The 25,706-nt window shown below is 63.9% G+C and carries 23 protein-coding genes; 17 read left to right on the forward strand and 6 right to left on the reverse strand.

Annotation, left to right across the window (positions count from 1 at the left end):
* Positions 1 to 6: 6 nt before the first annotated feature.
* Entirely contained in the window at positions 7 to 594 is a 588-nt protein-coding gene (locus tag ACO08C_RS10320; RefSeq protein ID WP_421785459.1) for a DUF3299 domain-containing protein, read from the forward strand.
* A gap of 3 nt (positions 595 to 597) precedes the next feature.
* Here the strand turns inward: ACO08C_RS10320 and ACO08C_RS10325 are convergent, their stop codons facing one another.
* From ACO08C_RS10325 to ACO08C_RS10340, 4 genes are read right to left on the reverse strand one after another with little or no spacing between them, the layout of a single operon-like run.
* Positions 598 to 1,908 (reverse strand): APC family permease, encoded by a 1,311-nt coding sequence (locus ACO08C_RS10325; RefSeq protein WP_421785461.1) that lies wholly within the window; start codon positions 1,906 to 1,908, stop codon positions 598 to 600.
* Entirely contained in the window at positions 1,905 to 2,981 is a 1,077-nt protein-coding gene (locus ACO08C_RS10330) for an aromatic ring-hydroxylating oxygenase subunit alpha (RefSeq protein WP_421785463.1), read from the reverse strand. Before ACO08C_RS10330 ends, ACO08C_RS10325 begins: the two co-directional genes overlap by 4 nt.
* A 47-nt stretch (positions 2,982 to 3,028) precedes the next feature.
* The gene (locus ACO08C_RS10335) at positions 3,029 to 4,666 is read right to left on the reverse strand and encodes a serine hydrolase domain-containing protein (protein WP_421785465.1); all 1,638 of its coding nucleotides are present in this window, start codon (positions 4,664 to 4,666) and stop codon (positions 3,029 to 3,031) included.
* On the reverse strand, positions 4,663 to 5,172 hold the full coding sequence (locus tag ACO08C_RS10340; protein WP_421785467.1) for a hypothetical protein: 510 nt from the start codon (positions 5,170 to 5,172) through the stop codon (positions 4,663 to 4,665). The genes ACO08C_RS10335 and ACO08C_RS10340 overlap by 4 nt, the downstream gene beginning before the upstream one ends.
* 86 nt (positions 5,173 to 5,258) lie before the next feature.
* Here ACO08C_RS10340 and ACO08C_RS10345 point away from each other — a divergent pair, with 86 nt between their 5' ends.
* Together ACO08C_RS10345 and ACO08C_RS10350 are read left to right on the forward strand one after the other, a co-directional pair.
* The gene (locus tag ACO08C_RS10345; RefSeq protein ID WP_421785468.1) at positions 5,259 to 6,065 is read left to right on the forward strand and encodes a DUF1206 domain-containing protein; all 807 of its coding nucleotides are present in this window, start codon (positions 5,259 to 5,261) and stop codon (positions 6,063 to 6,065) included.
* A 63-nt stretch (positions 6,066 to 6,128) separates the two neighbouring features.
* A complete protein-coding gene (locus ACO08C_RS10350; RefSeq protein WP_421785469.1) occupies positions 6,129 to 6,437 on the forward strand; it encodes a DUF1244 domain-containing protein in 309 nt (102 codons plus the stop codon).
* A gap of 155 nt (positions 6,438 to 6,592) precedes the next feature.
* Here ACO08C_RS10350 and ACO08C_RS10355 read toward each other — a convergent pair whose 3' ends face one another.
* Complete coding sequence (locus ACO08C_RS10355) at positions 6,593 to 7,636, reverse strand: 1,9-bis(guanidino)-5-aza-nonane synthase (RefSeq protein WP_421785471.1); 1,044 nt, start codon at positions 7,634 to 7,636, stop codon at positions 6,593 to 6,595.
* A 21-nt stretch (positions 7,637 to 7,657) separates the two neighbouring features.
* Positions 7,658 to 8,893 (reverse strand): type III PLP-dependent enzyme, encoded by a 1,236-nt coding sequence (locus tag ACO08C_RS10360; RefSeq protein WP_421785472.1) that lies wholly within the window; start codon positions 8,891 to 8,893, stop codon positions 7,658 to 7,660.
* A gap of 420 nt (positions 8,894 to 9,313) precedes the next feature.
* On the opposite strand from ACO08C_RS10360, the gene ACO08C_RS10365 reads away from it, so the two are divergent.
* The 14 genes from ACO08C_RS10365 to gspN all read left to right on the forward strand — a co-directional run bounded on the left by ACO08C_RS10365 (position 9,314) and on the right by gspN (position 25,705).
* The gene (locus tag ACO08C_RS10365; protein WP_421785474.1) at positions 9,314 to 12,118 is read left to right on the forward strand and encodes a hypothetical protein; all 2,805 of its coding nucleotides are present in this window, start codon (positions 9,314 to 9,316) and stop codon (positions 12,116 to 12,118) included.
* Positions 12,119 to 12,271: 153 nt separating this feature from the next.
* Positions 12,272 to 14,791, forward strand: coding sequence for a TonB-dependent receptor domain-containing protein (locus tag ACO08C_RS10370; protein WP_421788704.1), 2,520 nt, complete (start codon positions 12,272 to 12,274; stop codon positions 14,789 to 14,791).
* 111 nt (positions 14,792 to 14,902) lie between these two features.
* Positions 14,903 to 15,742: a type II secretion system protein N gene (locus ACO08C_RS10375; RefSeq protein WP_421785476.1), complete on the forward strand. Its 840-nt coding sequence runs from the start codon at positions 14,903 to 14,905 to the stop codon at positions 15,740 to 15,742.
* Positions 15,739 to 17,688 carry a type II secretion system secretin GspD gene (gene gspD, locus ACO08C_RS10380; RefSeq protein ID WP_421785477.1) on the forward strand — a complete coding sequence of 650 codons (1,950 nt, stop codon included), beginning with the start codon at positions 15,739 to 15,741 and terminating at the stop codon, positions 17,686 to 17,688. The genes ACO08C_RS10375 and gspD overlap by 4 nt, the downstream gene beginning before the upstream one ends.
* Positions 17,685 to 19,175: a type II secretion system ATPase GspE gene (gspE, locus tag ACO08C_RS10385; protein ID WP_421785479.1), complete on the forward strand. Its 1,491-nt coding sequence runs from the start codon at positions 17,685 to 17,687 to the stop codon at positions 19,173 to 19,175. Before gspD ends, gspE begins: the two co-directional genes overlap by 4 nt.
* Complete coding sequence (gene gspF, locus ACO08C_RS10390) at positions 19,162 to 20,382, forward strand: type II secretion system inner membrane protein GspF (RefSeq protein WP_421785481.1); 1,221 nt, start codon at positions 19,162 to 19,164, stop codon at positions 20,380 to 20,382. Before gspE ends, gspF begins: the two co-directional genes overlap by 14 nt.
* A gap of 11 nt (positions 20,383 to 20,393) precedes the next feature.
* A complete protein-coding gene (gspG, locus tag ACO08C_RS10395) occupies positions 20,394 to 20,837 on the forward strand; it encodes a type II secretion system major pseudopilin GspG (RefSeq protein WP_421785482.1) in 444 nt (147 codons plus the stop codon).
* Positions 20,834 to 21,316 (forward strand): pilus assembly FimT family protein, encoded by a 483-nt coding sequence (locus ACO08C_RS10400; RefSeq protein WP_421785483.1) that lies wholly within the window; start codon positions 20,834 to 20,836, stop codon positions 21,314 to 21,316. Before gspG ends, ACO08C_RS10400 begins: the two co-directional genes overlap by 4 nt.
* Positions 21,313 to 21,672, forward strand: coding sequence for a type II secretion system minor pseudopilin GspI (gspI, locus tag ACO08C_RS10405; protein ID WP_421785484.1), 360 nt, complete (start codon positions 21,313 to 21,315; stop codon positions 21,670 to 21,672). Before ACO08C_RS10400 ends, gspI begins: the two co-directional genes overlap by 4 nt.
* Entirely contained in the window at positions 21,669 to 22,313 is a 645-nt protein-coding gene (gene gspJ / locus ACO08C_RS10410) for a type II secretion system minor pseudopilin GspJ (RefSeq protein WP_421785485.1), read from the forward strand. Before gspI ends, gspJ begins: the two co-directional genes overlap by 4 nt.
* Complete coding sequence (gene gspK / locus ACO08C_RS10415) at positions 22,310 to 23,293, forward strand: type II secretion system minor pseudopilin GspK (RefSeq protein WP_421785486.1); 984 nt, start codon at positions 22,310 to 22,312, stop codon at positions 23,291 to 23,293. The genes gspJ and gspK overlap by 4 nt, the downstream gene beginning before the upstream one ends.
* Complete coding sequence (gspL, locus tag ACO08C_RS10420; protein WP_421785487.1) at positions 23,290 to 24,483, forward strand: type II secretion system protein GspL; 1,194 nt, start codon at positions 23,290 to 23,292, stop codon at positions 24,481 to 24,483. Before gspK ends, gspL begins: the two co-directional genes overlap by 4 nt.
* The gene (gene gspM, locus ACO08C_RS10425; protein WP_421785488.1) at positions 24,480 to 24,980 is read left to right on the forward strand and encodes a type II secretion system protein GspM; all 501 of its coding nucleotides are present in this window, start codon (positions 24,480 to 24,482) and stop codon (positions 24,978 to 24,980) included. Before gspL ends, gspM begins: the two co-directional genes overlap by 4 nt.
* Positions 24,980 to 25,705 (forward strand): type II secretion system protein N, encoded by a 726-nt coding sequence (gene gspN, locus ACO08C_RS10430; protein ID WP_421785489.1) that lies wholly within the window; start codon positions 24,980 to 24,982, stop codon positions 25,703 to 25,705. The genes gspM and gspN overlap by 1 nt, the downstream gene beginning before the upstream one ends.
* Position 25,706: the final 1 nt, after the last annotated feature.

Here is a 25,706-nt window from a genome sequence, read left to right on the forward strand (position 1 = left end):
AGTTTGATGGTCAGATTATCGCTAAACCTGCTGGGTGTTTTCCTGCTGACCGCTGCGATCATCGTGTCGCCGCAGGCGTCCGCGCAGGATGATGGCGCGCCCCATGCCGCCACGCCGATCCCGCCGCGCGAGGATTTGCCCCAGCCGGACGAGGCCGGCGTGACGACCATCAATTGGGACCATTTGCTTCCCCAGGGCGAAATGCAGCGGATCGAGGAACTTTACCGGGCTGCCGACAGCATTATGGGCATGAACCATTTCGGTAACCAGATGCCGCAGATCGGCACCTTCAATGTCGAGCTTGGCCTGATCGGCCGGACGATCCGGATGCCCGGCTTCATCCTGCCCCTGCATTACGATGTGGGCGGCGCGGTGAACGAGTTTCTTCTGGTGCCGTATTTCGGGGCTTGCGTGCACACGCCGCCGCCGCCGCCCAACCAGATCGTCTACGTAACCACTGAGGATCCGGTCACGATCGAGAGCATGTGGGATCCCGTGTGGGTGACGGGAGAACTCACCGCGGAGCGCAATATGAACGGCATGGGCAATGCGGCGTACACGCTGCTGCTCGAAAGCCACGAGCCGTATCAATAAGACCTATTCCCGCTGCCGCCCCCAATAAAAGACCGGCACGCCCGCGGCGAGCAGGACCACGCCCCAGGCCAGGACTTCAAATCCGGAGCCGAGAATGGCGAAGACCGAATAGAGCGCGCCGGCGATCGCAATCGCGGCCCAGCCCCGGGCGGTGCGCCAGGAGTGCCGGAACTCGGCGAGCGCGCTGGCGAGCAGCGGGATCAGCGTCGTCAACGTGCTCATCATCAACAGGAAGGTGAAAGCGCCGACGAGGCCGCGGGAGAAGTTGAGCAACAGAAGCACCGACGATATCGAGGTCGCTATGAGAAGCGGCCAATAGGGCGCATGCCCCTTGTTCCGCCGCGCGAGAAAGGCGGGCGCAAGCCGGTCGAGCGCGACGGCGAGCGGCATCTGGCCGGAGGTAAAGATGTTGCCGTTGAGCGAGCCCGCGGTCGAAACCAGCGCGCCGATTGCCACCAGGGGCGGTCCCCACGTCCCCAGCACGCGCGCGGCATCGGAAAAGGGTGAAGTCGAGGCGGCCAGCGCATCCGCCGGGACGAGTAGCATGACGGCCGCTGTCGATCCGATATAGACCAGCGCCACGGTGATCACGCCGTTGACGATCGCGCGCGGCATGGTCTTTTGCGGATTCTCGACCTCTCCGGCCGGGATGACGCCCGCCTCCATGCCGGCAAAAGCCCACATGGTGAGCAGCGCCGTGGTGGCGAGGACGCCGAGCGGGTGGCCGCCAGCTGGATTGACCTCAGGCAGATTGCCCGGTGAACCGGCGATCACTCCGGCGATGATCACGAGGATCAGCGGGACGAGTTTCAGCACCGTCATGGCGAGCTGGACGAGACTGGCTTCCTTGACGCCGCGGATCGAGACGAGCGTTAATGTCCAGAGCAGGGCGAGGGCGATGGCGGCCTGGGCGATCGGATTATCGTTGAGCTGCGGAAAAAAGACGCCGAGATAGCCGACAAAGGCGAGGGCGATGGTCGGGGTGGCAATCCACACCGACGCCCAATAACCCCAGGCTATGAGGAAGCCGGGCAGGTCCCCAAACGCGTCATGGGTGTAGGCGTAGGGCCCTCCGGTCCGTGTCGTGCGCCCGGCGAGGCGGGCCAGAACAAGAGCGATAAGGATGGACGATCCGCCGGTGATCAACCAACCGCCGAAGCTCAACAGGCCGTAAGGCGCGAGCACGGTCGGCAAGAGGAAGATGCCGGAGCCGATCATCACGCCGACGGTCAGCGACCAGCAGCCCCAGAAACCCAAGTGCTTCATCGCCGGATTGGGCGGAGTGGGGACACTGGCTTCGGTTTCGGTGGTCATGGCGTGTCCTTTTGGGTGCCATAAGCGCGGCGTAACAGGTTCTGGAAATGCCAGACAGCGGATTCCTGCTGTGGTGACAGCCGGCCCGGCGTGTATGCGCCTGAAGCGAGGCCTTTCTGGACGCGCTCGCAGATCATTGCGTCCTCGGCCTGCACCTCGGTTGAAAAGGCGTCGTCTTCGGGGGCGCGCCTTTCTTCGCCGGGCAGATAGTAATAGCCGAACTCGACCTCGCAGCGGGCCGGTCCGGTCGCGATCACACGATTGGTCTGGACCCGGTTCGGCAGGATGTTGAGCATGGTGTTGGGCCAGATAAAGACGTAGCGGGCCTCGCCGGTGCCGTAGAGGCTGTCATCCTCCATCGGCGATTTCTGCACCGAGGCCCAGCGCGAGAGATCGATCGTGTAATCGCCGTAATCGATGATGGCGTTGAGCCCGGCATGGACGACCGGCACGTGATAGCCCTCGAGATAATTGTCGACATAGACCTTCCAGTTCGCGGCGACCGGATAGGTGCGCGAATGGTGATATTGCATGGCGGTGAGGTGATCCGGCGCTGCCAACGGGGCGAAGTCGGCGGCGACATCCGCGAAGCCGGGCCCGGGTCCGGCGCGGGCGAAGATCATGCCGCACCATTCCGCGACATCGATCGCGGGGAGGCGGATGCCGGACGGGTCGAAATTCTTCGCGCCGTCCATCTGCGGCGTCACTTTCAGCCGGCCGTCGAGATCGTAAATCCAGCCATGATAGGCACAGCGCAGGCGTTTCGCGCCCTTGCCGTCGCACAGGGCGACGGGTCCTGCGCGGTGGCGGCAGACATTGTTGAAGCCGTTGAGCTCGCCTTGCGCATTGCGCACGATCAGGACGGGCTTGCCACCGAGCTCCCGCACAATGTGATCGCCAGGCTGGGCAACGAGATCGGCGGGTGCCACGAGTTGCCAGCCCGGGGCGAGAATATGACGCTGGTCGACGTCGAAGGCCGCCTGGCCGAGATAGAAGGACGGGTCGAGCGCCTGCGCCTCGTCAAGCGGCCGGACCGGATCGTGTCGCCCGGTCTGGAAGTCCGTCGTCCCCATGCCGGGCATCTAGTGGACATTTCGTCCGGCTGACAAGCGGCGACCTATCAGCCGCCTTGGCGTTCGAGCATCATTTCGTTGCCATAGAGATTGAGCGTGGCGGCCGGGCTGCCCTCCGTGAATTGAAGGCTGATGGGCGCGGTGCGGGAGAAATACTCCCATGGCGCCGCGCGGAAAACCCGCTGGGGCGGCTGGTAAGGCAGAGCGAGGAAGAGCTGATCCGCCTGCTGGGTGATCGCGACGATATCGCCCGATCCCAGCGTCCAATCGCCGATCACCTGCGCTGTTTCCTGCGGATTCAACGGTAGCGACACTTGCGCGCCTTCGATACCGCCGTCGATACGGTTCGCGTCCTGCCGGTCGAGCGTCGTGGTGACATAGGTGACACTTGCAAAATCGGCCGAGACGACAAAGTGGCGCAGCGTGTCCGGCGAAAAGAAGAGCCCGTTTCCGCCATGTGCCAGCTCGCGCCAGTGGCCGCCGCCGATATTGAAGCGGATGCCGTCCTGAATGTGGAATTGCAGCACTTCACCATCGTCGAGCCGGTAGCGGCCCTGCATATCTGCCCATTGGGTTTCATCGAAGGGTTGTTCGGTGAATTCCGGCGCCGGCCGGCCGGCCATGATGGCGAGAATGCGCCGCAGCGTGTCGGTCGTGTTGGCGCGGTAGTAACCGTTCGAGAACACCGCCACGGCGCGCTCCGTTCCGGGTTGATAAGCCCATGTCGCCTGGAAGCCGTTGATCGAGCCGGAATGCCAGATCAGTTGCTCGCCCATGAAATCGGAAACATTGAAGCCGAGCCCGTATTGCGTGTCCGAGCCGTCGGGCAGGGCAACAGATGTCCAGGCTAGCGCCTGCATGTCGCCGCTTAATAGCTCGCCACCCAGCAATGCATGGGTGAAAACCGCCATGTCGTCGGCCGATGTCATCAGCGCGCCAGCCGCATCGGCCAGGCTGGTGTCGAAGGTGATCGTATTGACCGGTCCGTCCGGGCCCAGATCATAACCACGGGCGCGGCGCGGGATGATGGCCGATTGCCGGTCAAAATGGCTGTCGTCCATTCCCAGCGGCGTGAACAGCTCCTCCTCGATATAGCGGCCAAATTCACGTCGCTCAGGATCGACGGCGCTGATCACCCGGCCCAGCAGAACATAACCGAAATTGGAATAGCCCCAGCGCGTGCCCGGTTCGAACATCAGGGTCTGGTCCGCCATCAGCGCGGTTATGCCCTCCGGTGTGATCGGGTTACGCATGATCTCGGGAATGACCGGCAGGCTGAAATGATCGCCGAGGCCGGAGGTGTGGCTCAGCACCTGCCGCAAGGTGGGCTGAGCCAGCGATTCCGGAAGGTCGTCGAGATAGGTTCCGAGCGGGGCGTCGAGCTCCACCTCGCCGGCCTCGGCGAGCTGCAGCAGGGCGATCGCGGCGAAGATCTTGCTGATGGAGCCGATGCGGAAGGTGGTGTCCGCGCCGGCCGGCTGCTGCCATTCGAGATCGGCGAGGCCGAAACCCTCCGACATCAGCACCGTACCGCGTTCCATGACCAGAATCGCGCCACCCGGGGCGTTGCCACCGTAACGCGCTTCGGCGAGATCGCGCACGTCCGAGAGACGCCGATCCGGTGTGCCTTCCGGCGTGCAGGCGACCGCGACGAACAGACAAATCAGGCCGGTGAGATATTTCATTTCGACTCGGCCCCGGTTGGCTGGCGGTCCACGGCGCGGGAGTCCTGAAGACGTTCGATCAGCGGCTTGTCCGCCAGCCGGGCTTCCATTTTCAGCAGCGCCTGTTCCAGATCGACGCCGACTTCCGCCCACAAGGCATCGTAGACGGGTTCGAATTCGCGCATGATGGCGTGGACGGTTTCCGCGACGGGCTGTGCGTCCGCGGCAATCTCATACAGGCGGCGCCGCGTATCGTGCGGGTCGGGCCGGCTGGCGAAAACTCTGCGTCCGCGGGCCGATTTCAGGCGCGCCTCGATAAGCTGCCGCGAATGACCAATGATCTCCGCCAGTTCGGAAGATGTCTTTGGCCCCTGCGTATAAAGGACAAGAAGGACGGAGGTGTGGCGCGCATCGAAGTCGACGCCGAGCGCATCCAGTGCCTGGCTGCCCTGCTGGCCGATCAGCTCGGCGGCGCGAAACAGGATGGCGCCGAATTGCGGCACGCGGAGGGGTTCGGAGTATGTCACGGACTCCGTATTATGCAAAATTTTGCATAAAACAAATTACAAAGCTGTTGGAATGGGCGGGAACTTTCCTGAAGCCCGCGCGTAACATGGCGGTGTCACACCAGTTCCTGACGTCCTCGATCTATCAGCGCATCGCGCAAATCGGTCTCTCGGCCCGCGCGCTTGTCTACTGGCTGGTGGCCGGATTGATGCTGAAGGCCGCCATGCTCGAGAGCGAACCGGACTCCGGCATGGGACCCACCGAAGCCTTCCGCTCGCTGGAAAGCACGGGCGCCGGCCGGTTGCTCCTGCTGACGATCGGGGCAGGGCTGCTGCTCTATGCCGGTTGGCGGTGGACGCAGGCCATGCTGGATGTCCGCGACGAGGGAAATGATGTGAAAGGCCTTCTGGCACGCGGCGGCATGGCAATGTCCGGGATCAGCTACACGGCCGTCGCTGCCGCGGCAATCACGGTGACGCTGGGCGCCAATAGCGGCGGAGGCCCGGGCGCAACGGAAACCGCCTTGCGGTGGCTGCTCGACATGCCGCTGGGACGGTTCCTGGTCGTATTGCCGGGGCTGGTCTTCATCGGCATCGGCGCAGCGCAGATCTGGCGCGGCATCGATGGCCGATGGGCGGACGATCTGGAGCCCGGCGACTGGGAGACAATCGGCCGGCCCCTGACCTACTTCGCGATTGTCGGACGCGGCCTGCTGTTCGGGCTGATCGGTGTTTTCGCCGTGCTGGGCGGTCTTGGCGGTGATCCCGAAGACGCACGCGGCCTGGCGGAAACGATGGGCTGGCTGCGTCAATTGCCCTTCGGCTTGTGGCTGTATCTGACGGGCGCCGCGATTATCGGCGCATACGGTTTCTATTCTTCGTTTCAGGCGGCCTATCTGCGGTTCCGGACCTAGAGGCCGGTATTGTCTTCCGGAACGCGGGACCGGTATTCTGATGGCTGTCGGCAGGAGACGGCCATGACCCATGACGAGTTGAGCGAAGCGGAACAGGACGCGCTGGATGCGGCGGCTTTCCGGCAATTGCTGGCGCATCTCGACGCGCGCAAGGATGTTCAGAATATCGACCTGATGATCCTGGCAGACTTTTGCCGCAACTGTCTCGCCAAATGGTATCGCGCGGCGGCCGAAGAAAAGGGCTTCGACATCAGCGATGCCGCGGCGCGCGAGCGCGTTTACGGCATGGCGTATGACGACTGGAAAGCGAAGCACCAGACGCCGGCCACGCCGGAGCAGCAGGCGGCGTTTGCGGCGCGGCACAAAAGCTAGCGCCGATCCGATTGCGCCTGAAGTGCCGATCTTTTTCCTTCGGCATGCCCCGATTTATTCGGGGCATCTCTGCGAATTCCCGGCGATCCCCCGGACCCCGCAATTGCGGGGCCGGAGGATGACGCGGGGGATGTTGGCATAGCTGTGCAGTCCGCCTAGTCCTCGAACATGTCTGCGAAGCGGCGCTTCTTGCGGTTCTTCCAGGCTTCGCGGTGATAGACGTCGGAAACGATGAGCGGCGCCACCGTGGTGGCTTCAGCATAGACCATCTGTTCCAGCGCGACATCGACCTTGCCCCAGGAGCAGGCCTCTTTCAGCGTCGAGGAGGAGCAGGCGCCGTCGCGCACATCGGCCACCGTGATCTGCACCGCATAGGCGTGCATCGGTACTTCGTGGCCGAGGATCTCGGCGCAGACGACCGTGTCCTGGGCAAAGTTCTTCGGCACGCCGCCGCCGACCATGAAGAGGCCGGTCGTGCCCGCCTTGATCTTGATGTCGGTGAGCTCGCGGAAATCGGCGACCGCGTCGATCGAGAGATAAGCCTCGCCGGCTTTCATGCGGTCGACCTGGTGTTTCACCAGCCCGAAACCGGCCGAGCAATCGGCGAAGGCCGGCACGAAGATCGGCACGCCGTGCTCATAGCATTCCTGGATCAGCGAGCCCTGCTTCTTGGCGTTGCCGTCGGCCAGCCATTTGCCCATGGCGTGGATGAAGGCGCGCGAAGAGATCGGCTTGGCCGGCAACGAATTGGCGATCTCGCCAATCGTGTGGTCGCAGGCCTGCAGTTCTTCCTCGTCGATATAAGTATCGTAGATCCGGTCGATATAGAGATCGCGCAGGATGCGGTCGTCGGGGATATCCTTGGCCTGGTAGTGCTTGAAGCCGAGGGCTTCGAAGAAGTCCATGTCGACGATAGAAGCGCCGGTGGCGACGATGGCGTCGACCATGTTGTTGCGGACCATGTCGCGCCAGACATGCATGCAGCCGCCAGCCGAGGTGGAACCGGCCAGGGTCAGGATCACCGAGCAATCCGGATCGGACACGGCCGAGTTGAGGATGCGTGCGGCGCGAGCGGCATCGCGGGAAGTAAAGGACATCTTCTCCCAGGCATCGATGACCGGGCGGGCGTCGAATTTCGTGACGTCAATATGCTCGACAGGCGAAGACAGGAGCTCCGCCTTCTTGTTGGACTTGTCCATTCTGACTTTCTCTTCTGCTTGCTATCTGCGGCGCATGCGCTCGCGGCGGCGCCGGGTGCGGGGAAACGCGACGATGTCGGCGCTCTGGTTCTGGATCTGCTGCGGGTTCGAGACATACAGGCTTTGCCAGGGGAAATCACGCATGTCCGCGGTTTCGTACTCGCCGAAGCCGTTGAAGCGGGTCGCCATGGCCTCGCCATAGGCGCCCAGCATGCCGATCTCGATGACATCGCCTTCGCGGATATCGGCCGGCAGATCGTAGGGGCCGGGCATGGAATCGATCGAATCGCAGGTCGGGCCGAACAGCCGGAAGGGCGAGACTTCGCCGTTCAGCTGACCGTCGGCGCGGAAGACCCGCATCGGGAACGGCCATTTGGCGTGGGTGGCGTCGAACAGCATGCCGTAGGCGCCATCGTTCAGATAGAGCGCATCGCCCTTGCGCAGCTCGACACGGGTCAGGACCGAGGCAGATTCGGCGACCAGAGCGCGGCCGGGCTCGCACCAGAGGTCGGCATTTTCGAGGACCATCATTTCCTCGAACGTCTCTTCGATGACCTCGATATAGTTTTGCAGCGGCGGCGGGGTGAGACCGGGATAAATTGACGGGAAGCCACCGCCGACATCGACGATATCGACCGTCACGCCGGCGCGCACGATAAGACGGCTGGCTTCCAGCATGGCCTGGCGATAGGCCATCGGGTCCATGCACTGGCTGCCGACATGGAAGCTGACGCCGAGTTCGAACGCGGCATGGCGGGCTTTCTCGATCAGCGCCGGGGCATCAAAGGTGCTGGCGCCGAACTTGCCGGCCAGCGGCAGGACGGATCCGGCGTTCGACACGCCAAGCCGGACGATCAGGATGAGGTCGTCGGCGCCGCCGGTTTCGGCCACGATCTTGTCGAGCTCGTCCTCGCAGTCGAGGGCGAAGATACGCACACCATGATCATGGTAGGCGGCACGGATCGCGGCGCGGCTCTTCACCGGGTGCAGGAACGCCATGGTGGCGCCCGGGCAGCGGTCGGCGATCAGCCTGATCTCGTTGAGCGAGGCCACATCGAACCAGCGCTGTCCGGCCGCGTAGAGGCTATCGATCACCCATGGCGAAGGGTTCGCCTTTACGGCGTAGAGAACCTCACCATCGAAATTTTCCTGGAACCACTGAACCGCAACGGTCAGCCGGTCTTTCCGAATACAAACGTTCGGAACCTCGACGGGCCGAGTGCGGACCAGGTCCAGGGGCGTATTGAACGTGTCCAACGCACGAAACCCCCTGACAGCTATTAACCCAATCCGGCATCGTTACCTCCGCCGGGACTCGCCATTTATGGCCAATCCGCGGGGCTGTAAAGCGAAATATTTGAGCCGTCAGACTGACTCAAACCGGCCCGCCAAACACCACCAGATGTTGGAGGTGTCACACAAATTTAATACAATAAAGGTGCCAGCATAGATTCACCGCCACACAGTAAAATTTATCAAAAAAATCAATACTAAAATCGAACAATTGATCCGCCTAAGGACGGCTTTTCGGTTTCACGAAAATCACGACAAATTTCTGCATCGAAACCGTCATCTGAACATTACATTTCTCCGATTTTGTCCGCCGTGATCGTGCGCGTGGGCAATGAGGCCTGCGTGCTCCCGCCTACTCTGCGCTAATCCTTCTGGGGGTCATTCATGTCTTTGGACGTCTCTTTCAAAAAGCTGCTGCTTGTCGCCGCGGCCGGCACGCTTGCCGCGTGTTCCCAAGGCTCTGACATCGCCTCGCCGGGCGTTACCAATCCGGGCACGGGCCCCGGTGGTGGTGGCGGCGGCGGTGGCGGCGGCGGTGGCGGCGGTGCCGCGGCCTGTCCGGCCGGCTTCACCTGCGCCACCGGCACGGTGGCCGGCAATACGGTTGCCCTGGTGTCCGGTGCCGTTCTCACCAATCTGACGCTGCCGGCCGCGCAAGGCGTGGTCTATCGGATCGATGGGCGCGTCGATATCGGTTCCGACGTTGGCGCTGACGGCAATGCCGGCGGTACGGCGGCGCGCCTGACGATCGATCCGGGCGTGACCCTGTTCGGGACGAGCGGCGCCGACTACATCGTCGTCAATCGCGGTTCGACGCTGGAAGCCGACGGTACCGCGTCCAGCCCGATCGTGATGACATCCGAAGACGATCTGCTGCGCCGCGCCGACAGCGATCCGTCCAACGATGATGGCGGCGACAACATCTCCGAATGGGGCGGACTGGTGATCCTCGGCCGCGCGCCGATCAATCGCTGCCGCGACGCGGCAACGCCGGGCACTGTGGATTGCGAGAACATCATTGAAGGCGTGACCAATCCGGACGCGCTCTACGGTGGGGCCTCGCCGAACGATTCTTCGGGCATTCTCGATTATGTCCGCGTCCAGTTCGCCGGCTTCGCCATCAACACCCAGGGCAATGAGCTGAACGGCATCACCTTCGGTGGCGTCGGAGACGGCACGACCGTGACCAATGTCCAAGTGCATAACAATTCGGACGATGGCGTCGAATTCTTCGGCGGCACGGTCAATGTCCGCAACCTCGTCCTGACGGGCAATGACGACGACTCGATCGACACCGACAATGGTTATCAAGGCTCGATCCAACGTGCGGTCGTCACCCAGCGTGCCAGCGGCGGCGACAATATCGTCGAAGCCTCGTCGGCCGGTAATGGCGTGACCCCGCTGTCGAACGCGGCGATCTCGAACTTTACCTTCCTCGCGCGCTCGGGCGGCGGCAATGGTTTCCGCGTGAACACGGGTACGGTCGGCCGCTACATGAACGGCGTGCTGGTTGAAGCTGGCGACGCCTGCTTCCGCTACCAGGACTCCGCCGGTAACGGCACGGCGGGTTATCAGGGCCCGGGCGAAGACCCGAGCTTCGATTCGGTGCTGTTCGACTGCGCCGGTGGTATCGCCACCTCGAACTCGGAAGCCGGCACCGCTGAAGCCGCCATCGCAGGCGGTTCGAACAATGTCGTCGGCGCCAACTCGCTGGCCGCGAACTACTTCCCCGGCCCGATCGAAAACGCGATGACGCCGTTCGATCCGACGACGGTCGACAGCTCGCTGTCCAATCTCGGCTATGTCGGCGCGTTCGGCCCGAACGAAACCGAGACCTCGAACTGGGCGGCCGGCTGGACGTTCGCGCTGTTCCCGGAGCCGAGCTGCCCGACGGGCACGACGGACCAGGGTTTCGCCATCAATGGCGTGACGGTGTGCCGTCTTAACGGTGTCATCACCAGCGACATCCGCCTGACGCGCGGCAATCTCTATGAAATCGACGGCCGCATCGATGTTGGCGTCGACGTCGGTGCCGACGGCACGGCGGCGAGCGGCGTTCCGGCCTCGCTGACCATCGAATCGGGCGTGACGCTTTTCGGTGACAGCGGCTCGGACTATGTGGTCGTGAACCGCGGCTCGCAGATGTTCTCCAACGGGACGGCGGCCAATCCGGTCATCTTCACCTCCGAGAATGATGTCACCAACGCTCCGGGCGACCGCGTCGATGCGATCTCCGAATGGGGCGGTCTGGTGATCCTCGGCCGCGCACCGATCAATCGCTGCCGCGACGCGGCAACGCCGGGCACGGTGGATTGCGAGAACATCGTGGAAGGCGTGACCAATCCGGACGCGCTGTATGGCGGTGCGACGGCCAACGATTCGTCGGGCTCGCTGCGCTATACCGGCGTGCGCTTCGCCGGCTTCGCGATCAACACGCAGGGTAACGAGCTGAACGGCATCACCTTTGCCGGTGTCGGCACCGGTACCACAGTGGAGAACATCCAAGTCCACAACAATTCGGACGATGGTGTGGAGTTCTTCGGCGGGGCGCCGAACGTCCGCTACCTGGTGCTGACCGGTAATGACGACGACTCGATCGACACCGACAATGGCTATCAGGGCAACATCCAGTTCGCGATCGTTGTTCAGCGCGACAATGGCGGCGACAATATCGTCGAAGCCTCGTCGGCCGGTAACGGTGTGACGCCGCTCTCGAACGCCCAGCTGTCGAACTTCACCTTCGTGGCCCGTTCGGGCGGCGGTAACGGGTTCCGCCTGAACACGGGTACGGTCGGTCGCTACGTCAACGGTGTCCTGTTCGAACAAGGCGATGAGTGCTTCCGCTATCAGAGCTCGGCCGGTAACGGCACGGCAGGCTATCAGGGCGTTGGCGAAGACCCGAGCTTCGACTCGGTGCTGTTCGACTGTGCCGCCGGTATCGAAACCTCGAACTCCGAAACAGGTACCGCGCAAGCCGCGATCGACGGTGGCACCAACAATGTCGTCGGGACCAACACGCTGTCGGGAACCTTCATCAACGGTGCGAACGAAACGGCCGTAACGCCGTTCGATGCGACGACCCTTGATGCCTGGTTCATGTCCGCTGCCTACGCCGGCGCCGTCCAGAACAACCAGGACCGCTGGTGGGCTGGCTGGAGCTGTGGTCTGGAAGCCGCAACGCCTTGCTAGAGCCTGGAGACAAGGCGCCGGTCCTGTGGCCGGCGCCGCACTCCCGCTCTCGCTCTCGTGCACACGAATTCAAAGGTTGAAGCCATGAAATCCGTAACCACATTCGGCGGTGCGCTTCTCGCTAGCACAATGTTCCTCGCGCCTTCGGTCGCGATGGCACAGCAAGCGGATGCCACGGCTGAAACGACTCCGGACGACACGATCGTCGTTCGCGGTCAGTTCATCCCGGAGCCACAGCGCCAGACGGCGCAGGTGGCGAGTTTTGTCACCAATGAAGACCTGCAACGCTCTGGCGATGCCGATGCCGCGATCGCGCTGACCCGGGTGTCGGGTCTGAGCGTCGTCGGCGGCCGGTTCGCTTATGTCCGCGGTCTGGGCGACCGCTATTCGGCGGCCCTGCTGAACGGTTCGCCGCTGCCGAGCCCGGAGCCGCTGCGCCGGACCGTGCCGCTGGATCTGTTCCCGTCGGGCGTGCTCGACCGGATCGCCGTCCAGAAGACCTATTCGGCCAATTATCAAGGTGAGTTCGGCGGCGGTCTCATCGACCTCCGCACGCTCCGCCGGCCGATCGAGAATTTCTTCAACTTCTCGTCCAGCATCGGATACAATACCGAGACGACCTATGAGGACGGCCTCTTCCACTATGGTTCGGAAGACGACTGGACCGGTTGGGATGGCGGCCTGCGCCAGCTTCCCGACCCGCTGGCCTACATTGTGGCCAACGGTATTCCGCTCAGCTCGCTGGACGACGAATATATCGAGAATGCCGGTGAGAGCCTGGTCAATTCTCCGGTGACCGTCATCCAGCAGGGCGAACTCGGACCGAGCTCGTCTTTCGAAGCCGAGGGCGGTCTGACCTTCACGCGCGGCGATTGGGACATCGGCCTGATCGGCGCCGCCGGTTACAGCCAGGGTTGGGAGACCCAGCGGGCGACCCGCCAGTTCGTGCTGGGCGATATCATCGGCAATGAGTTCCAGACCACCGAAACGGCTCTGGACATCCAGACCAACGCTCTGGGCTCGATCAGCTTCGATAATGGCGATCACCTGCTGCAGGCGACCGGCTTCTGGGTGCATTCGACCTCGAAGGAAAGCCAGATCGATACCGGCCGTGACTTCAACGCGCCGGGTGCGACGGGCCAGGTGTTCGACGAATCGACGGGATGGTACGAGCGTGAGCTCGGCATGTTCCAGCTGGCCGGTGAGCACTTCTTCGGTGATTTCGAGGTGCGCTGGCGTGGCTCGATCGCGCAAGCGACCCGCGATGCGCCGTATGAGCGTTCGCTGCGCCGTTTCCCGGATCCGACGACGGGTCTTCCCGGTTATGAAGAAGCGAACAATTATTCGATCCGCTTCTCTTACCTGACCGACGATCTCACCAATTTCGGCATCGATTTGCAGCGCACGTTCAATCTGAACGATGGCCGTGAGCTGGTGATCATGGGCGGTTACGACCGGTCGCGCACCGAGCGGGAATATGACTTCCTGGCGCTGCGCTTTGCCGGCGGCAACTCGCTTCCGGATGATGTGAAGGTGGCCCGGCCGGACTATCTGTTCGGCCCGGACAATATCGATCCGAACCGGTTCGTGCTGCAGGAAATCGTGACGCCGAACGATTCCTACTCCGCCAATCTGGACGTGGATGCTTTCTACCTGCAGGCCGATTTCGACATCACGAACTTCATCCGCGCCACCGTCGGTGCGCGTTATGAGGAAGGCGAGGAGCGGGTCCAGACCTTCAACCGCTTCGGGCTTCTAGGGGCCGGTTCGGCGATTTCGGAAGACTATGTGCTTCCGGCGCTGACCATCACCTGGAACTTCGCGGACGATCTGCAACTGCGTGCCGGTTATTCGGAAACGATTGCTCGCCCGCAATTCCGCGAACTGGCCCGGTCGTCCTTCTTCGACCCGGAATCCGAGCGCTTGTACCGGGGTAATTCCGGTCTGGTGGACTCCACGATCCAGAACTTCGATGCCCGCCTCGAATATTATATGGGCCGCGATCAGTTCGTGACCGGTGCGGTCTTCTACAAGAAGATCGAGAATCCGATCGAGGAAGTGCAGTTCTCGACCTCGACCTTCGTGTTCGAAACCACCTTCATCAACTCGCCCGAGGCGACGGTGCAAGGTGTCGAGCTCGAATTCCGCCGGTATTTCAACCTGCCGATCGACACCGGCTTCTTCAACGACCGCGATTTCCGCTTCTCGGTGAACTATACCTACACCGACTCGGAAGTGACGGCCGGTCCGAACGATATGGTGTTCGACCCGATCACCGGCACGCCGGTCGCCGCGTCGCGGTTCGGGCTCGACGGTTCGGTTCTGCAGGGGACGCCCGAGCATATCGTCAATGCCCAGCTGGGCTGGGAAAGCGATGTCGAGCAGCTCACCCTGCTCCTGAACTGGGTGGATGAGCGCGTGCTTCAGCGCGGTCTGACCCAGCCGGGCGCCGAGCTGCCGGACGTGCTCGAGGATCCGGGCTATCAGCTCGACCTGACCTATCGCCGGGACATCGACCTCCAGGGTCAGCCGATCACGCTGGGCTTGAGCGCCCGCAATCTGCTGAACGAGGATCATATCGAGTTCCAGCGCAACCCGACCATCGGTGTGACCAACTTCAACACCTATGAGCGGGGCATTTCGTTCTCGGCGAGCCTGACGGCCCGCTTCTAGAGCGCGTGTTCAAAGTATGCGGCGGCTCACCCCGGGAGGGGTGGGCCGTCACATCATTGAAACGAAACTGACAAACAAACTGTAGCAAACCGTCGTAAACGCAGGGGAGCCGTGACCCGACGGGGCGCGGTCAACGAGAACCTGCCGTGGATGGCGATGGCGATTTCAAGCAACACACCGCACATGCGTTCTGTGCCGCGCGCTGCCGTGATAGCGGCGGAGCTGTCGGCATTGGCCGTGCTGGCCTTCGTTCTGGCCAGGGCGGTCTGGTTCGGCCTTTACGGGGCGTATAGCGAGCCCTTCGCCTTTGCCGAACCGGACTATGGCGTCACTGTCCGGGATACCCGGCTGCAGCCGGCCGCCGGCACGTTCGAGACCCTGTTTTCCGGCGGCGCCGCAACGTCGGCCGATGCGTCTCTCGAGACGCTTCCCGAAACCCGTTTGAGCCTGCAGCTCTACGGCGTCCGCATGGGCGAAACACCGGAAACCGGCACCGCGATCGTCGAGGCCGGCGCCAGCGGACAACGGACCTTTGCGGTCGGTCAGGCGATAACCGATGATGCCGAGCTGGCCGCGGTTTATGCCGACCGCATCGTGATCGATCGCGGCGGCATCCGCGAGGTGCTCTATTTGCGCGACGGACCGGCGCGGTCGACCGCGGTGGTGACCGGTGCGCGGGCGATCAGCCCGCAAGCCCTGATCGCCGATCTGGCCTTGCAGCCGCAAATCGAAAACGGCCGCCTGACCGGCTTCCGCGTCGATGCGGCCAATGACGAGCCGGCTGCCGTGATGCTGGGGCTGCAGCGCGGCGACATCGTTATCGAGATCAATGGCCGCCCGATCCCGCAAAACGCCGACGCGGCGCAAAGACTGCTGCCGCAGATCGGGCAATCCCTTCAACTAACCGTGCGCCGTGCAGGTGAGCGGGTCACTCTGGACGTATCGCAATGACCTTCAAGACCGTTCGCCTGCTCGCGGCCGCGCTGCTGCTCGCGCTGACACCGGGTCAGCCGGCCCTGGGGCAGGAGCACACGCTGAACTTCGTCAACGCGGACATTCGCGCCTTCATCGACGATATCTCCCTGTTGACCGGCTACACCTTCATTGTTGATCCGGACGTGCGCGGTGTCGTCAATGTGACCTCGCAAACCCCGCTGACCGAGGAAGGCGTGTTCGACGTCTTCCTGTCGGTGATGCGGGTGCAGGGCTATGCGGTCATCCGCAGCCCGAGCGGTGCCTATCAGATCGTGCCGGAACAGGAAGGTGCACGGGCAGCCGGCGCGGAGGGCGGCGCCGCCAATCGCGAGCAATTCGTGACCTCCGTCGTGCGGCTGCAATACACCAGCGCCCAGGATGCGCAGGACATTCTGCGGCCGCTGACCAGCGCGCAGGGCGTGGTCAATGCCATCGACAGCGGCAATGCCGTGGTGATCGTCGATTTTGCCTCGAATGTGGCCCGCGCCCGCCAGGTGCTGCGCAATCTCGACCGCGACAGTTCGGTGTTCGAGATGCTGGCGCTGGAAAACGTGTCGGCGGCCGACATGGCGCGGATCCTGGATTCGACCCGCACCAGCACGCGGGCGGGCGAGGACGGGCTGCGCTACGCCGTCACCATCGTGCCGGTTGCGTCGTCGAACTCGCTCCTTTTCCGCGGCGATGCCGACCAGATTGCCGAGATGATGCGCCTGGCGCGCCAGATCGATGCGGTCAGCGAGTCGAACCAGGATTACCGCGTCATCTATCTCAACCATACGGACGGGGAATCGGTGCTGCCGATCCTCGAAGACGTCGCGGCCACGCTGTCGCCGGCGGGCGATAGCGGTCCGGCCGGCGGCCCGATCTCGATCTCGCATCACGCCCCGACCAATTCGCTGATCATCAACGCTCCCGCCGATGCGCAACGGCAGATCGAACAGGTTGTGCGCCAGCTGGATATCCGGCGGCCGCAAGTGCTGGTGGAAGCGATCATCGTCGAGATTTCAGATACGGCCGCCGAAGAGCTGGGCGTGCAGTTTCTGCTGGCCGGTGACGATGATGGCGAAGCTCCGCTGATCATGAGCCGGTTCAACCGCGCCAATCCGAACATTCTGGCCCTGACAGGCGCGATCGCCGAAATCGACGATGGCAGCGGAAACGATGGCGGCGTCAATGCTTCGCTGCGCTCGCTGGCGCTGTCCTCGCTGCTGGCATCTAACGGCATCATCGCAGGCTTCGGCGGTCAGGATTCGAACGGCAATCTGTTCGGCCTGGTGCTCAATGCGGTCGAGCAGGATCAGAATTCGAACGTGCTGTCGACGCCGCAATTGCTGACACTGGATAATGAGGAGGCCTACATCCTCGTCGGTCAGCAGATCCCTGTGACGACCGGCGAGGTGCTGGGCGCGAACAATGTCAATCCGTTCCGGACCATTGAACGCCGCGATGTCGGTGTGCGCCTCGAAGTCCGCCCGCAGATCAATGAGGGCGATACGATCCGCCTCAACATCCGGCAGGAAGTTTCCAGCGTGGCGGGTACCGTCAGTACGAGTTCCGACGAGCTGATCACCAATCAGCGCGAGATATCCACGACCGTCCTGGCCGATGACGGCGAGATCATCGTTCTGGGCGGGCTCATCGAGCAGGACCGCCAGACCAGCGTCAGCGGTGTGCCGGGCCTGAGCCGCGTTCCCGGTGTCGGCCGCCTGTTCCGCTCGGAAGGCGAGTCCGTGGTGGAACGCAATCTGATGGTCTTTATCCGGCCCACCATCATCCGCAGCGAGGCCGACATGCGCGATGCGACCGGCCGCAGCTATGGCCGGCTCCGTGAACGCCGCGGCGATGTGCGGCCCGGCACGACCGATCTGGAAGCGATCGCCGACATGCTCACCGGCCCGGCCGGCGGCGCGGATTTGCCATGACACAAGCGCCCGCACGCCTGGCCTATGGTTTTGCCAAATCGCGGGGGATCGTATTCCGGTCCGGCGAGCGGCCGGCCTTTGTGCTGAAGCGCGGCGGCGACCGGCTGGCACTGCTGGAAGCGCGCCGGGCCATCGGCCGCGCCTATCCGGTCGAAGAAGTGGATGCCCCGCAATTCGACCGTGCCTTGTCGGACATTTATGCCTTCTCCGGTGCCGATGCGGGCAGTCTCGGCGATCAGGCCGAAGGCGAAAGCCTGTCCAGCATTATCGACGACATCCCGCCGGCTGCGGATCTGCTGGATTCCGCTTCGGATGCGCCGATCATCCGGCTGATCAACGGGCTGATCGCAGAAGCGATCCGCACGGCCGCGTCCGACATTCATGTCGAGCCTTATGAGGACCGCGTCTCGGTGCGCTATCGCATCGACGGTGTGTTGTCGGAACGCGCCAGCCTGGCGCCGGCGCTGGCGTCACCCCTGGTCTCGCGGATCAAGGTGATGTCGCGTCTCGATATTGCCGAGAAACGGATCCCGCAGGACGGGCGGCTGACGCTGACGCTGGGCGGCAAGGGCGTCGATGTGCGCGTCGCCACATTGCCGTCGCGGTTCGGCGAGCGGGTGGTGTTGCGCCTGCTCGACAAGGATCAGGCGCGTTTCACGCTGGATCAGCTGGGGATGGGGCCGAACAATCTGGCGGCGATGAAAAAGGCGCTGGCCCAGCCCAATGGCATCATCCTGGTCACCGGGCCGACCGGAGCCGGCAAGACGACCACGCTGTATGCCGCGCTGAACCTTCTCAACGATGCGTCGCGCAATATTCTGACGGTCGAGGATCCGGTGGAATATGCGCTCGACGGTGTCGGACAGACACAGGTCAATGCGAAGGTCGGCATGACATTTGCCACGGGGTTGCGGGCGATTCTCCGACAGGACCCCGACGTGGTCATGGTGGGCGAGATTCGTGACACCGAAACCGCCAGCATCGCCACACAGGCCAGCCTGACCGGCCACCTCGTGCTGTCGACCGTGCACACCAATTCGGCCATCGCCGCCGTGGCGCGCCTGCGGGATATGGGCATTGAAAGCTTCCTTTTGGCCTCCACGCTGAGCGCGATCGTCGCGCAGCGCCTGGTACGCCGGCTGTGCCCGCATTGCCGCGAGAGTTACACGGCGTCGGCCGGTGAACGTGCCGCGATGGGCATCAAATCGGCCGGACCGGTCCTGCTTTACCGCTCGAACGGGTGTTCCGCCTGCAAGGGGCTTGGCTATTCGGGCCGGGTCGGCCTCTATGAAATCGTGCCGGTCGATGACGGATTGCGTGCGCTGATCCACGACAATGCCTCGGAAAAAGCGCTGACGGATCACGCTTTCAGATCGCGGAAGACGCTGTTCCAGGACGGGTTGTCTGCCGCCGTCAACGGCGAGACGAGCCTGTCGGAAGTGCTGCGGGTCTGCCGTGAGGAGACCGAACGTCATGCCGGCGTTTGAGTATGAAGCCCTCGATACCGGCGGCAAGAAGAGTCGCGGCTTCCTGAATGCCGACAGTGAAGTCGCCGCTCGTCGCGAGTTGCGCCGGCGCAATCTGGCGCCGTTAAGCGTTGGGCGGGCGGATGACCGGCGAACCCGTTCGGCAGGGCCGTCCGTGGCGTTCCGTGCCGGGCTGTCCCGCCGCGAATTAATGATCTTCACCCGCCAGTTCGCCAGCCTGGTGGCAGCGGGTATTCCGCTTGAAGAAGCGCTGGGGCTTCTCACCCGCCAGGCCGAGTCTCCGGGCCTGCGGCGCGTCCTGTCGGCGATCCGTTCGCGCGTTCAGGAAGGCAGCCGGTTGGCGGACGCTATGGGTGATCATCCGAAATCCTTTCCCGCCGTCTATCGCGCCATGATTGCGGCCGGCGAGGCCGCCGGCGGCCTGGAGCGCGTGCTGGACCGGCTGGCGGATTATCTTGAGAAGGCCGATGCCGTGCGGCGGAAGGTACAGGCGGCGCTGGTCTATCCGGCGGCCCTGGCCGTAACGGCGATCGCGGTTGTGTCGGGCCTGCTGGTCTTCATCGTGCCGCGCATTGCCGAACAATTCGACGGGACTGGCGTGGCGCTGCCATTGCCGACCCAGATCATGATCGGCCTGTCCGGCTTTTTGCAGGACTACGGCCTCGTTCTGCTTTCAGGGCTTGGGATTGTCATTCTGGCTAGCGTGTTGGCCTTGCGAAGCGCGGCCGTCCGCATGCAGCGAGACCGGTTGCTGGTTCGCTTGCCCGTCGCCGGCGGCTGGACGCGCGACATGGAAGCGGCGCGATTTGCGCGCACCCTGGCGATCCTGATCCAGTCCGGCGCGGTCCTGCCCGATGCGTTGCGGGCCGCGGGCCGGGCGGCGGGCAATGCGGCCTTTGGCGAGGCGATTGCGACCGTATTATGCGATGTGGAGATCGGCACCGGCTTGTCGGAGGCCATGCGGCGCAATGGCTGGTTTCCGCCCCTCCTGGTGCATCTGGCGGCCGCCGGCGAACGGTCGGGGACGCTCGGCGACATGCTTGAGCGCGCCGCTCATCAGATCGAGCAGGATGCGGACGGGCGCACCTCAATGGCGCTGAACCTCCTGGAGCCGGCCATCATCATCACGATGGGCGCGATCGTCCTGGCGATCGTCCTGTCGATCCTTTTGCCGATCCTGCGCCTCAACACTCTTGCTCTCGGATAGGAGTTTCCGACATGAAAGCGCTCTCGACGACAGCCAAACCGAAAGCGGGTTTTTCGCTTCTGGAAATGATGGTGGTCCTCGTGATCATCGGCATTCTCGCGACCATTGTCGTGATCAATGTGTTGCCGAGTCAGGACCGCGCGATGGCGGAGCGTGCGCGCGCAGATATCCGCACATTGGAACAGGCGGTCGAGCTCTACCGGCTGCAGATGCTGGCCTATCCCTCTACCGAAGACGGGCTGGAAGCGCTGGTATCGGGGCCGTCCGATACCGCGCTGGCGGCGCGCTTTCCGCAAGGCGGTTTCGTGCGCCGGCTGCAGACCGATCCCTGGGGTAATCCCTACCAGTATCTCTATCCCGGCGAGCTTGGCGAGTTCGATATCTTCACCTTGGGCCAGGACGGCCGCGCCGGGGGTGAAGGGCTGGATGCCGATATCGGGAATTGGGGCGATTGACGCGCTCGCTTGCCTCCAACCGCGGATATTCGCTGGTCGAGATCATGGTGGTTCTGACCCTTATCGGGTTGATGACGGGTGTCGCGTTTCTGACGCTTCGCCCGGACAGCGATCCGGCACGGTCGGCCGCCGAACAGCTGCTGCTCGACCTGTCGCAGGCAGAGACCCTGGCCGTCACGCGCGGCGAATTCATCGGCATACGCGTCCGGTCTGACGGGTATGATTTTCTCGCTTATACGCGTGGTGCCTGGGTGCCGCTGACCGGCCGCCGAAATCTGTCCGGACGGGCCCTGGCCGAGGGCATCAGCTTGCGCGTGCAGGGCCAGGCCATCGCGGGCGGAACGGATTTGCCGGACTACTGGTTCGACCCGACCGGCGCGAACGACCGGGCGCGGCTTGAAATCCGGACCGACGAGACGTTCTGGCAGATCGATATCGGCCAGCGCGACGGGCTCCGCCTGAGCGGGGGTCCGGCATGACACAGCGCTGCGGATTCTCCCTGATCGAGATGCTGGTCGCGCTATCGGTGCTGTCTATTGCGGGACTGGCGCTGCTGAACGCGACGCATCAGGCGAGCCGCGGCGCGCAGATAATCGAGGCGCGCAGCCTTGCCGCGCTGGCCGCTGAAAACGTGATGAATGCCGAATTGATCGAGCAGGCCGGAGGGCGGCTCACATCGGATCGCGGGCGCTATTCGCTGGCCGGGCGCGAGTATGACTGGACGCTGACCGTGTTGCCGACCACCGATGCCGGCCTCGTCCGCGTCGAACTGGCGGTGGAGGAAACGGGCGGCGGCGGTGCGCATTCGATACTGACCTTCCGGAGGGCAGGATGATGCCGCAGCGCGCCGGATTCAGCCTGGTCGAGATCCTGGTTTCCGTATTCGTGTTCGCGGCGGCGGGGATTATCGCTTCAACGCTATTGAATGCTTCGCTGACGGCGCGCGACATCAACCGCCAGAGCGCGGAGCGTGCCGAGATGACCGACCGCGCCCGTATGCTGATGCGGGAAGACTTTGGGCAACTCGCGAGCCGGCCGGCCCGCCTGCCGGACGGGCGTTCCGGCGGTTTCACCTTCCGCGGCTCGAACGCCGGATTGACCGATCTCCGGCATAGTGCGCGGGACGTTGTACTGCTCGCTTTCACACGCGCCGGACGCCCCAATCCGGGGCAGGTGCATCCGCGCGGCTCCCTGCAATATGTGGAATATGTCCGCGATGGAGATCGGCTGATCCGGCGCAGCTGGAGCTATCCCGACCGGGTGTTCGAGACGCCGGCACAGGAATTTGTCCTTTTGGAGGATTTCGCCGAGCTGGAGGTCGAATTCCTCAATCTGAATAGCTGGGTCGGCGAGATGGCGTCCGGACGCGGGCCCGGCGCGGCGTCAGCCCTGCCGCGCGCGGTACGCCTGGCGACGCAGCAGGCGGATGGCACGGCACTGGAATTCGTCCTCCTGACGCCGGAATTTCCGTCATGATCCGGTTCGGCGACAAGCGCGGCACGGCGCTCATCACCTCGCTGCTTATAACGGCGGTGATGGCGTCGGTCTCGGTCGGCCTTTCCCAGAGCCTGTTCTATGCGATCGAGCGCAGCGGCCAGATCGGCCACCGCGATGCCGCCTACTGGTATGCGCTCGGCGCGCGCGATTTTGCTGAAAGCGCACTGCTTCGCTCCCTGCCCCGAAATGGCGAACCGATGCGGCCCGGCGACGCCTGGAATCAGGGCGCCCGGCAATTCGACATTGAGAATGGTGCGCTGACCGGCGAAGTCCGCGATGCGCAGAATTGTTTCAATCTGAATAGTCTGGTACGCGGCAGCGAGGACGGATTCGTGGAAGACCCGGACGCCGGTGAGCGGTTCATCTCGCTGCTTCAAGCATTGAACATTCCGTCCATCGATGCGCAGGCCATTGCGGCCCAGGCCACCGACTGGGTCGATACGGATGCGCGGCCCGCTGCGCGGGGGGCAGAGGACTCGGTCTATTCAGCCCGCCCGATACCGCACCGCGCGGCGAACAATCTGTTTGTCGAACGCGAAGAGCTGCGCGCCCTGCCGGCCGTGACGCCCATGCTTTATGGCGTCTTGGCGCCCTTTGTTTGTGCGCTCCCGGAAACGAACCGGACGACGCTGAACCTGAACACCTTGCGTCCGGAGCAGGCCGCTCTTCTGGCGGCGGCGCTCGATAACCGGCTGTCGCGATCAGATGCCGCCCTTGTCCTGTCGCGCCGTCCGACGACGGGCTATGAAACCGTCGCGGAATTCTGGACCGACCCGCTCCTGGCGGCGCTCGAATGGCCGGTCGAGGAACGTCCTGAATTCGGCCTGTCGACCCGCTATTTCGAGATCCATGTCGATGTCCGGCAGGGTGACAGCGTCTATCGCCTGACGGAATTGGTTGAAATCATGTCCGGCAGCCGCTTGGTGCGCCACCAGCAACGCTTCGGAGTGTTCTCGTGAGCCGAGATCTGGTGATCCGCGCCCCGGCCGGTGGCGATGCCAATCCCCATTGGGTGTTGGTGCAGGATGGCCGCCGCAAGCGTTCGGGCGATGGCGTCCCGGCGGTGCCGGAAACGCCCTATGACCGTTTGTTCCTGGTGCTGCCGAGCAGCGATCTTTTCGTGGCGCGCGTGCCCTTGCCGGCGCGATCCGAGCGCGAAGCGCGCCAGGCCGCACCCTTCCTGATCGAAGACGAGCTGGCGGCTCCTGTCGAGGATACCGCAACCCTTATCGGGCCGGCCGATGGCGATGGCCGCCGTTATGTCTACGCCATGCGGCGCGAGCTGGCGGAACGCTGGCAGGCCTTGGCGGCACGCATTCCGGCCCGGCGGATCCTCCTTGTGCCGGACGTCTTCGCCGCAATGGATTTCAGCGAAGATGCCGTGCTGTTCGCCGATCGCGGCCATCTCCTGCTGTGCCGCCCGCGCGCCGACCGGCCGGCCCTGTGTATTGAAGACGCCCTGCTGGCCGACGCATTACCCGCAGCGCTGGCTGAGGCGAAGCCGGACTCGCTGGCGGTCGCCGATTCGATCGACTGGACCGAAATCGTCGGCATCCCGCTGCCAAAGCCGCGGCGTTTTGCAGCGTTCGATCTGGCCCGGGCCATCGCGGCCCTGCCGGAAACGCTGATCGACCGGTTGCCGGGATTTGCGACTGTTCGCGGCGGCGGCGCCTCCTGGCTGACCGTGCTGTCACCCTTCCGGCGCGCCGGCATGGCGTTGGCCGCCAGCCTGCTGGTGGCCGCGGTCCTGCTGGGTGCCGAGGGGATCTATTACCAGTCGCAGCGCGCGGCGATTGACGATGCGGGCACGGCGCTCTTCAGCGCGACATTCCCCGGCACACCGGCGGTCAATCCGGAGGTCCAGCTGCGGCGCCAGATCGAGGCGCTCGAAGGCGCGGGCGGTTCCGATTTCCTCGCCTTGGCGACGGCGTTGGCGGAGATCACACGCGGCGTCGACAGCGTTCAGATCGACACGATGCGTTACGATCGGGCGCTCAATGTTCTGAATGTCACGGCGGTGTACGCCGGGTTTTCGGATTTCGAGGCGTTGGCGCGCGCGGCGGGCGAGCTGGGTGTCGTGCTGGAAGATGGCGGGGTGCGCCAGACCGGCAACACGTTGACCGGCGAGTTTGCAGTGAGGTTGCCATGAATGCGCTTCTCGCCTCCCTCCGCTCGCAATGGGCAGAACGCAGCCCGCGCGAACAATGGCTGCTGGCGGTGTTGGCGCTGATCATCGCCGGCCTTGGCAGCTGGTATCTGGTTGCGGCGCCGTTGATCGATTTCCGGAATTCGGCGCGCACCGCCTATGTCGATTCCGTCGAGCGCTACCGGAATTTGAGCGTCGGCGTGGCGAGATATCAGGCCTTGTTGGCCAATGCCGATGCCGCCGCGGGCGACGATTCGCGGCCCTTGCGCACGATCGTTGCCGAGCGCGCAGCGGCAATGGAACTGCCTTTGTCGCGTATGGTTCCCGACGAAGACGGGCGCTTGAATGTCTGGACGGAAAGCACCAGCGCGGAGCGCCTGATGGCGTGGCTCACCGATCTGGATCGCCAGTCCGGCATTGTGGCCATTCGCGCGAATATCGAACGTGAAGGCGACGGACTGGCGCGCGCGCAGATCGTTCTCGAAAGAGGGCCGGGCTGATGTCGTGGCGGACCCTCACTCTCACGGGCGTTGTTTTTCTTCTGGTGGCGCTGATCGCACTCATGCCGGTTTCATTCGTGCACGCCCTGGCGGGCGGGCGCCTGGGCGAGGATGCATCGACCTATGGCCGGATCTGGGACGGCCGCATCTACGGTGCCGGAGCCGGAGCGGCCCGCTTCGAGCGGATCGATATCGGATTGCGGCCGACATCCGTGCTGACCGGCCGTGCCGTATTCGACTGGCAGCTTGCCGACCCCGAGGCGCGCGGCAGCGGCCTGGCGATGGCGGGCATTTCATCTTTCGGCGTCCGCGAAACCCAGTTTACGGCCACGCTGCGTGGCCTTGGCCTGGAGCTGCCCGGCATCGATCCCGCCGAGTTGGTTTCGTTCGGCATCAATGAGCTGACTTTCGAGCGCACGGGATGCCACCATGCAGACGGCGACGTGCGGACAGCCGCGCTGGTCGGTTTCGCCGCGCCCTATGACGTCGCCGCGCCCCTGCTGGAGGGTCCGCTCGGATGCAATCAGGGCAATCTCACCGCCGATCTCACCGGTAACAGTGCGGACATGATGCTGACGCTCAACCTGTCCTTGGCACCATCAGGGCTTTGGCGATGGACGGCGGAGGCCCGATTGCCGAATGAGGGCCTGACGGCGGTTTTCTCGGCGGCCGGATTCACGCAGGATGGCGATGTCTGGCGTGCCCGCGGCGAAGGACAGCTATGAG

The sequence above is a fragment of the Hyphobacterium sp. genome, assembly GCF_965229905.1.
Lineage (GTDB): Bacteria > Pseudomonadota > Alphaproteobacteria > Caulobacterales > Maricaulaceae > Hyphobacterium.

What these genes read in the sequence shown, in the direction of transcription:
- ACO08C_RS10320 (WP_421785459.1), top strand. Translation starts at nt 7, where the DNA reads ATGGTCAGATTATCGCTAAACCTGCTGGGTGTTTTCCTGCTGACCGCT.
- ACO08C_RS10365 (WP_421785474.1), top strand. Translation starts at nt 9,314, where the DNA reads ATGTCTTTGGACGTCTCTTTCAAAAAGCTGCTGCTTGTCGCCGCGGCC.
- gspI (WP_421785484.1), top strand. Translation starts at nt 21,313, where the DNA reads ATGACACAGCGCTGCGGATTCTCCCTGATCGAGATGCTGGTCGCGCTA.
- gspJ (WP_421785485.1), top strand. Translation starts at nt 21,669, where the DNA reads ATGATGCCGCAGCGCGCCGGATTCAGCCTGGTCGAGATCCTGGTTTCC.
- gspN (WP_421785489.1), top strand. Translation starts at nt 24,980, where the DNA reads ATGTCGTGGCGGACCCTCACTCTCACGGGCGTTGTTTTTCTTCTGGTG.
- ACO08C_RS10330 (WP_421785463.1), bottom strand. Translation starts at nt 2,981, where the DNA reads ATGGGGACGACGGACTTCCAGACCGGGCGACACGATCCGGTCCGGCCG.
- ACO08C_RS10355 (WP_421785471.1), bottom strand. Translation starts at nt 7,636, where the DNA reads ATGGACAAGTCCAACAAGAAGGCGGAGCTCCTGTCTTCGCCTGTCGAG.
- gspG (WP_421785482.1), top strand. Translation starts at nt 20,394, where the DNA reads ATGAAAGCGCTCTCGACGACAGCCAAACCGAAAGCGGGTTTTTCGCTT.
- gspK (WP_421785486.1), top strand. Translation starts at nt 22,310, where the DNA reads ATGATCCGGTTCGGCGACAAGCGCGGCACGGCGCTCATCACCTCGCTG.
- ACO08C_RS10335 (WP_421785465.1), bottom strand. Translation starts at nt 4,666, where the DNA reads ATGAAATATCTCACCGGCCTGATTTGTCTGTTCGTCGCGGTCGCCTGC.
- ACO08C_RS10370 (WP_421788704.1), top strand. Translation starts at nt 12,272, where the DNA reads ATGGCACAGCAAGCGGATGCCACGGCTGAAACGACTCCGGACGACACG.
- ACO08C_RS10345 (WP_421785468.1), top strand. Translation starts at nt 5,259, where the DNA reads ATGGCGGTGTCACACCAGTTCCTGACGTCCTCGATCTATCAGCGCATC.
- ACO08C_RS10350 (WP_421785469.1), top strand. Translation starts at nt 6,129, where the DNA reads ATGACCCATGACGAGTTGAGCGAAGCGGAACAGGACGCGCTGGATGCG.
- gspE (WP_421785479.1), top strand. Translation starts at nt 17,685, where the DNA reads ATGACACAAGCGCCCGCACGCCTGGCCTATGGTTTTGCCAAATCGCGG.
- gspF (WP_421785481.1), top strand. Translation starts at nt 19,162, where the DNA reads ATGCCGGCGTTTGAGTATGAAGCCCTCGATACCGGCGGCAAGAAGAGT.
- ACO08C_RS10325 (WP_421785461.1), bottom strand. Translation starts at nt 1,908, where the DNA reads ATGACCACCGAAACCGAAGCCAGTGTCCCCACTCCGCCCAATCCGGCG.
- gspM (WP_421785488.1), top strand. Translation starts at nt 24,480, where the DNA reads ATGAATGCGCTTCTCGCCTCCCTCCGCTCGCAATGGGCAGAACGCAGC.
- gspD (WP_421785477.1), top strand. Translation starts at nt 15,739, where the DNA reads ATGACCTTCAAGACCGTTCGCCTGCTCGCGGCCGCGCTGCTGCTCGCG.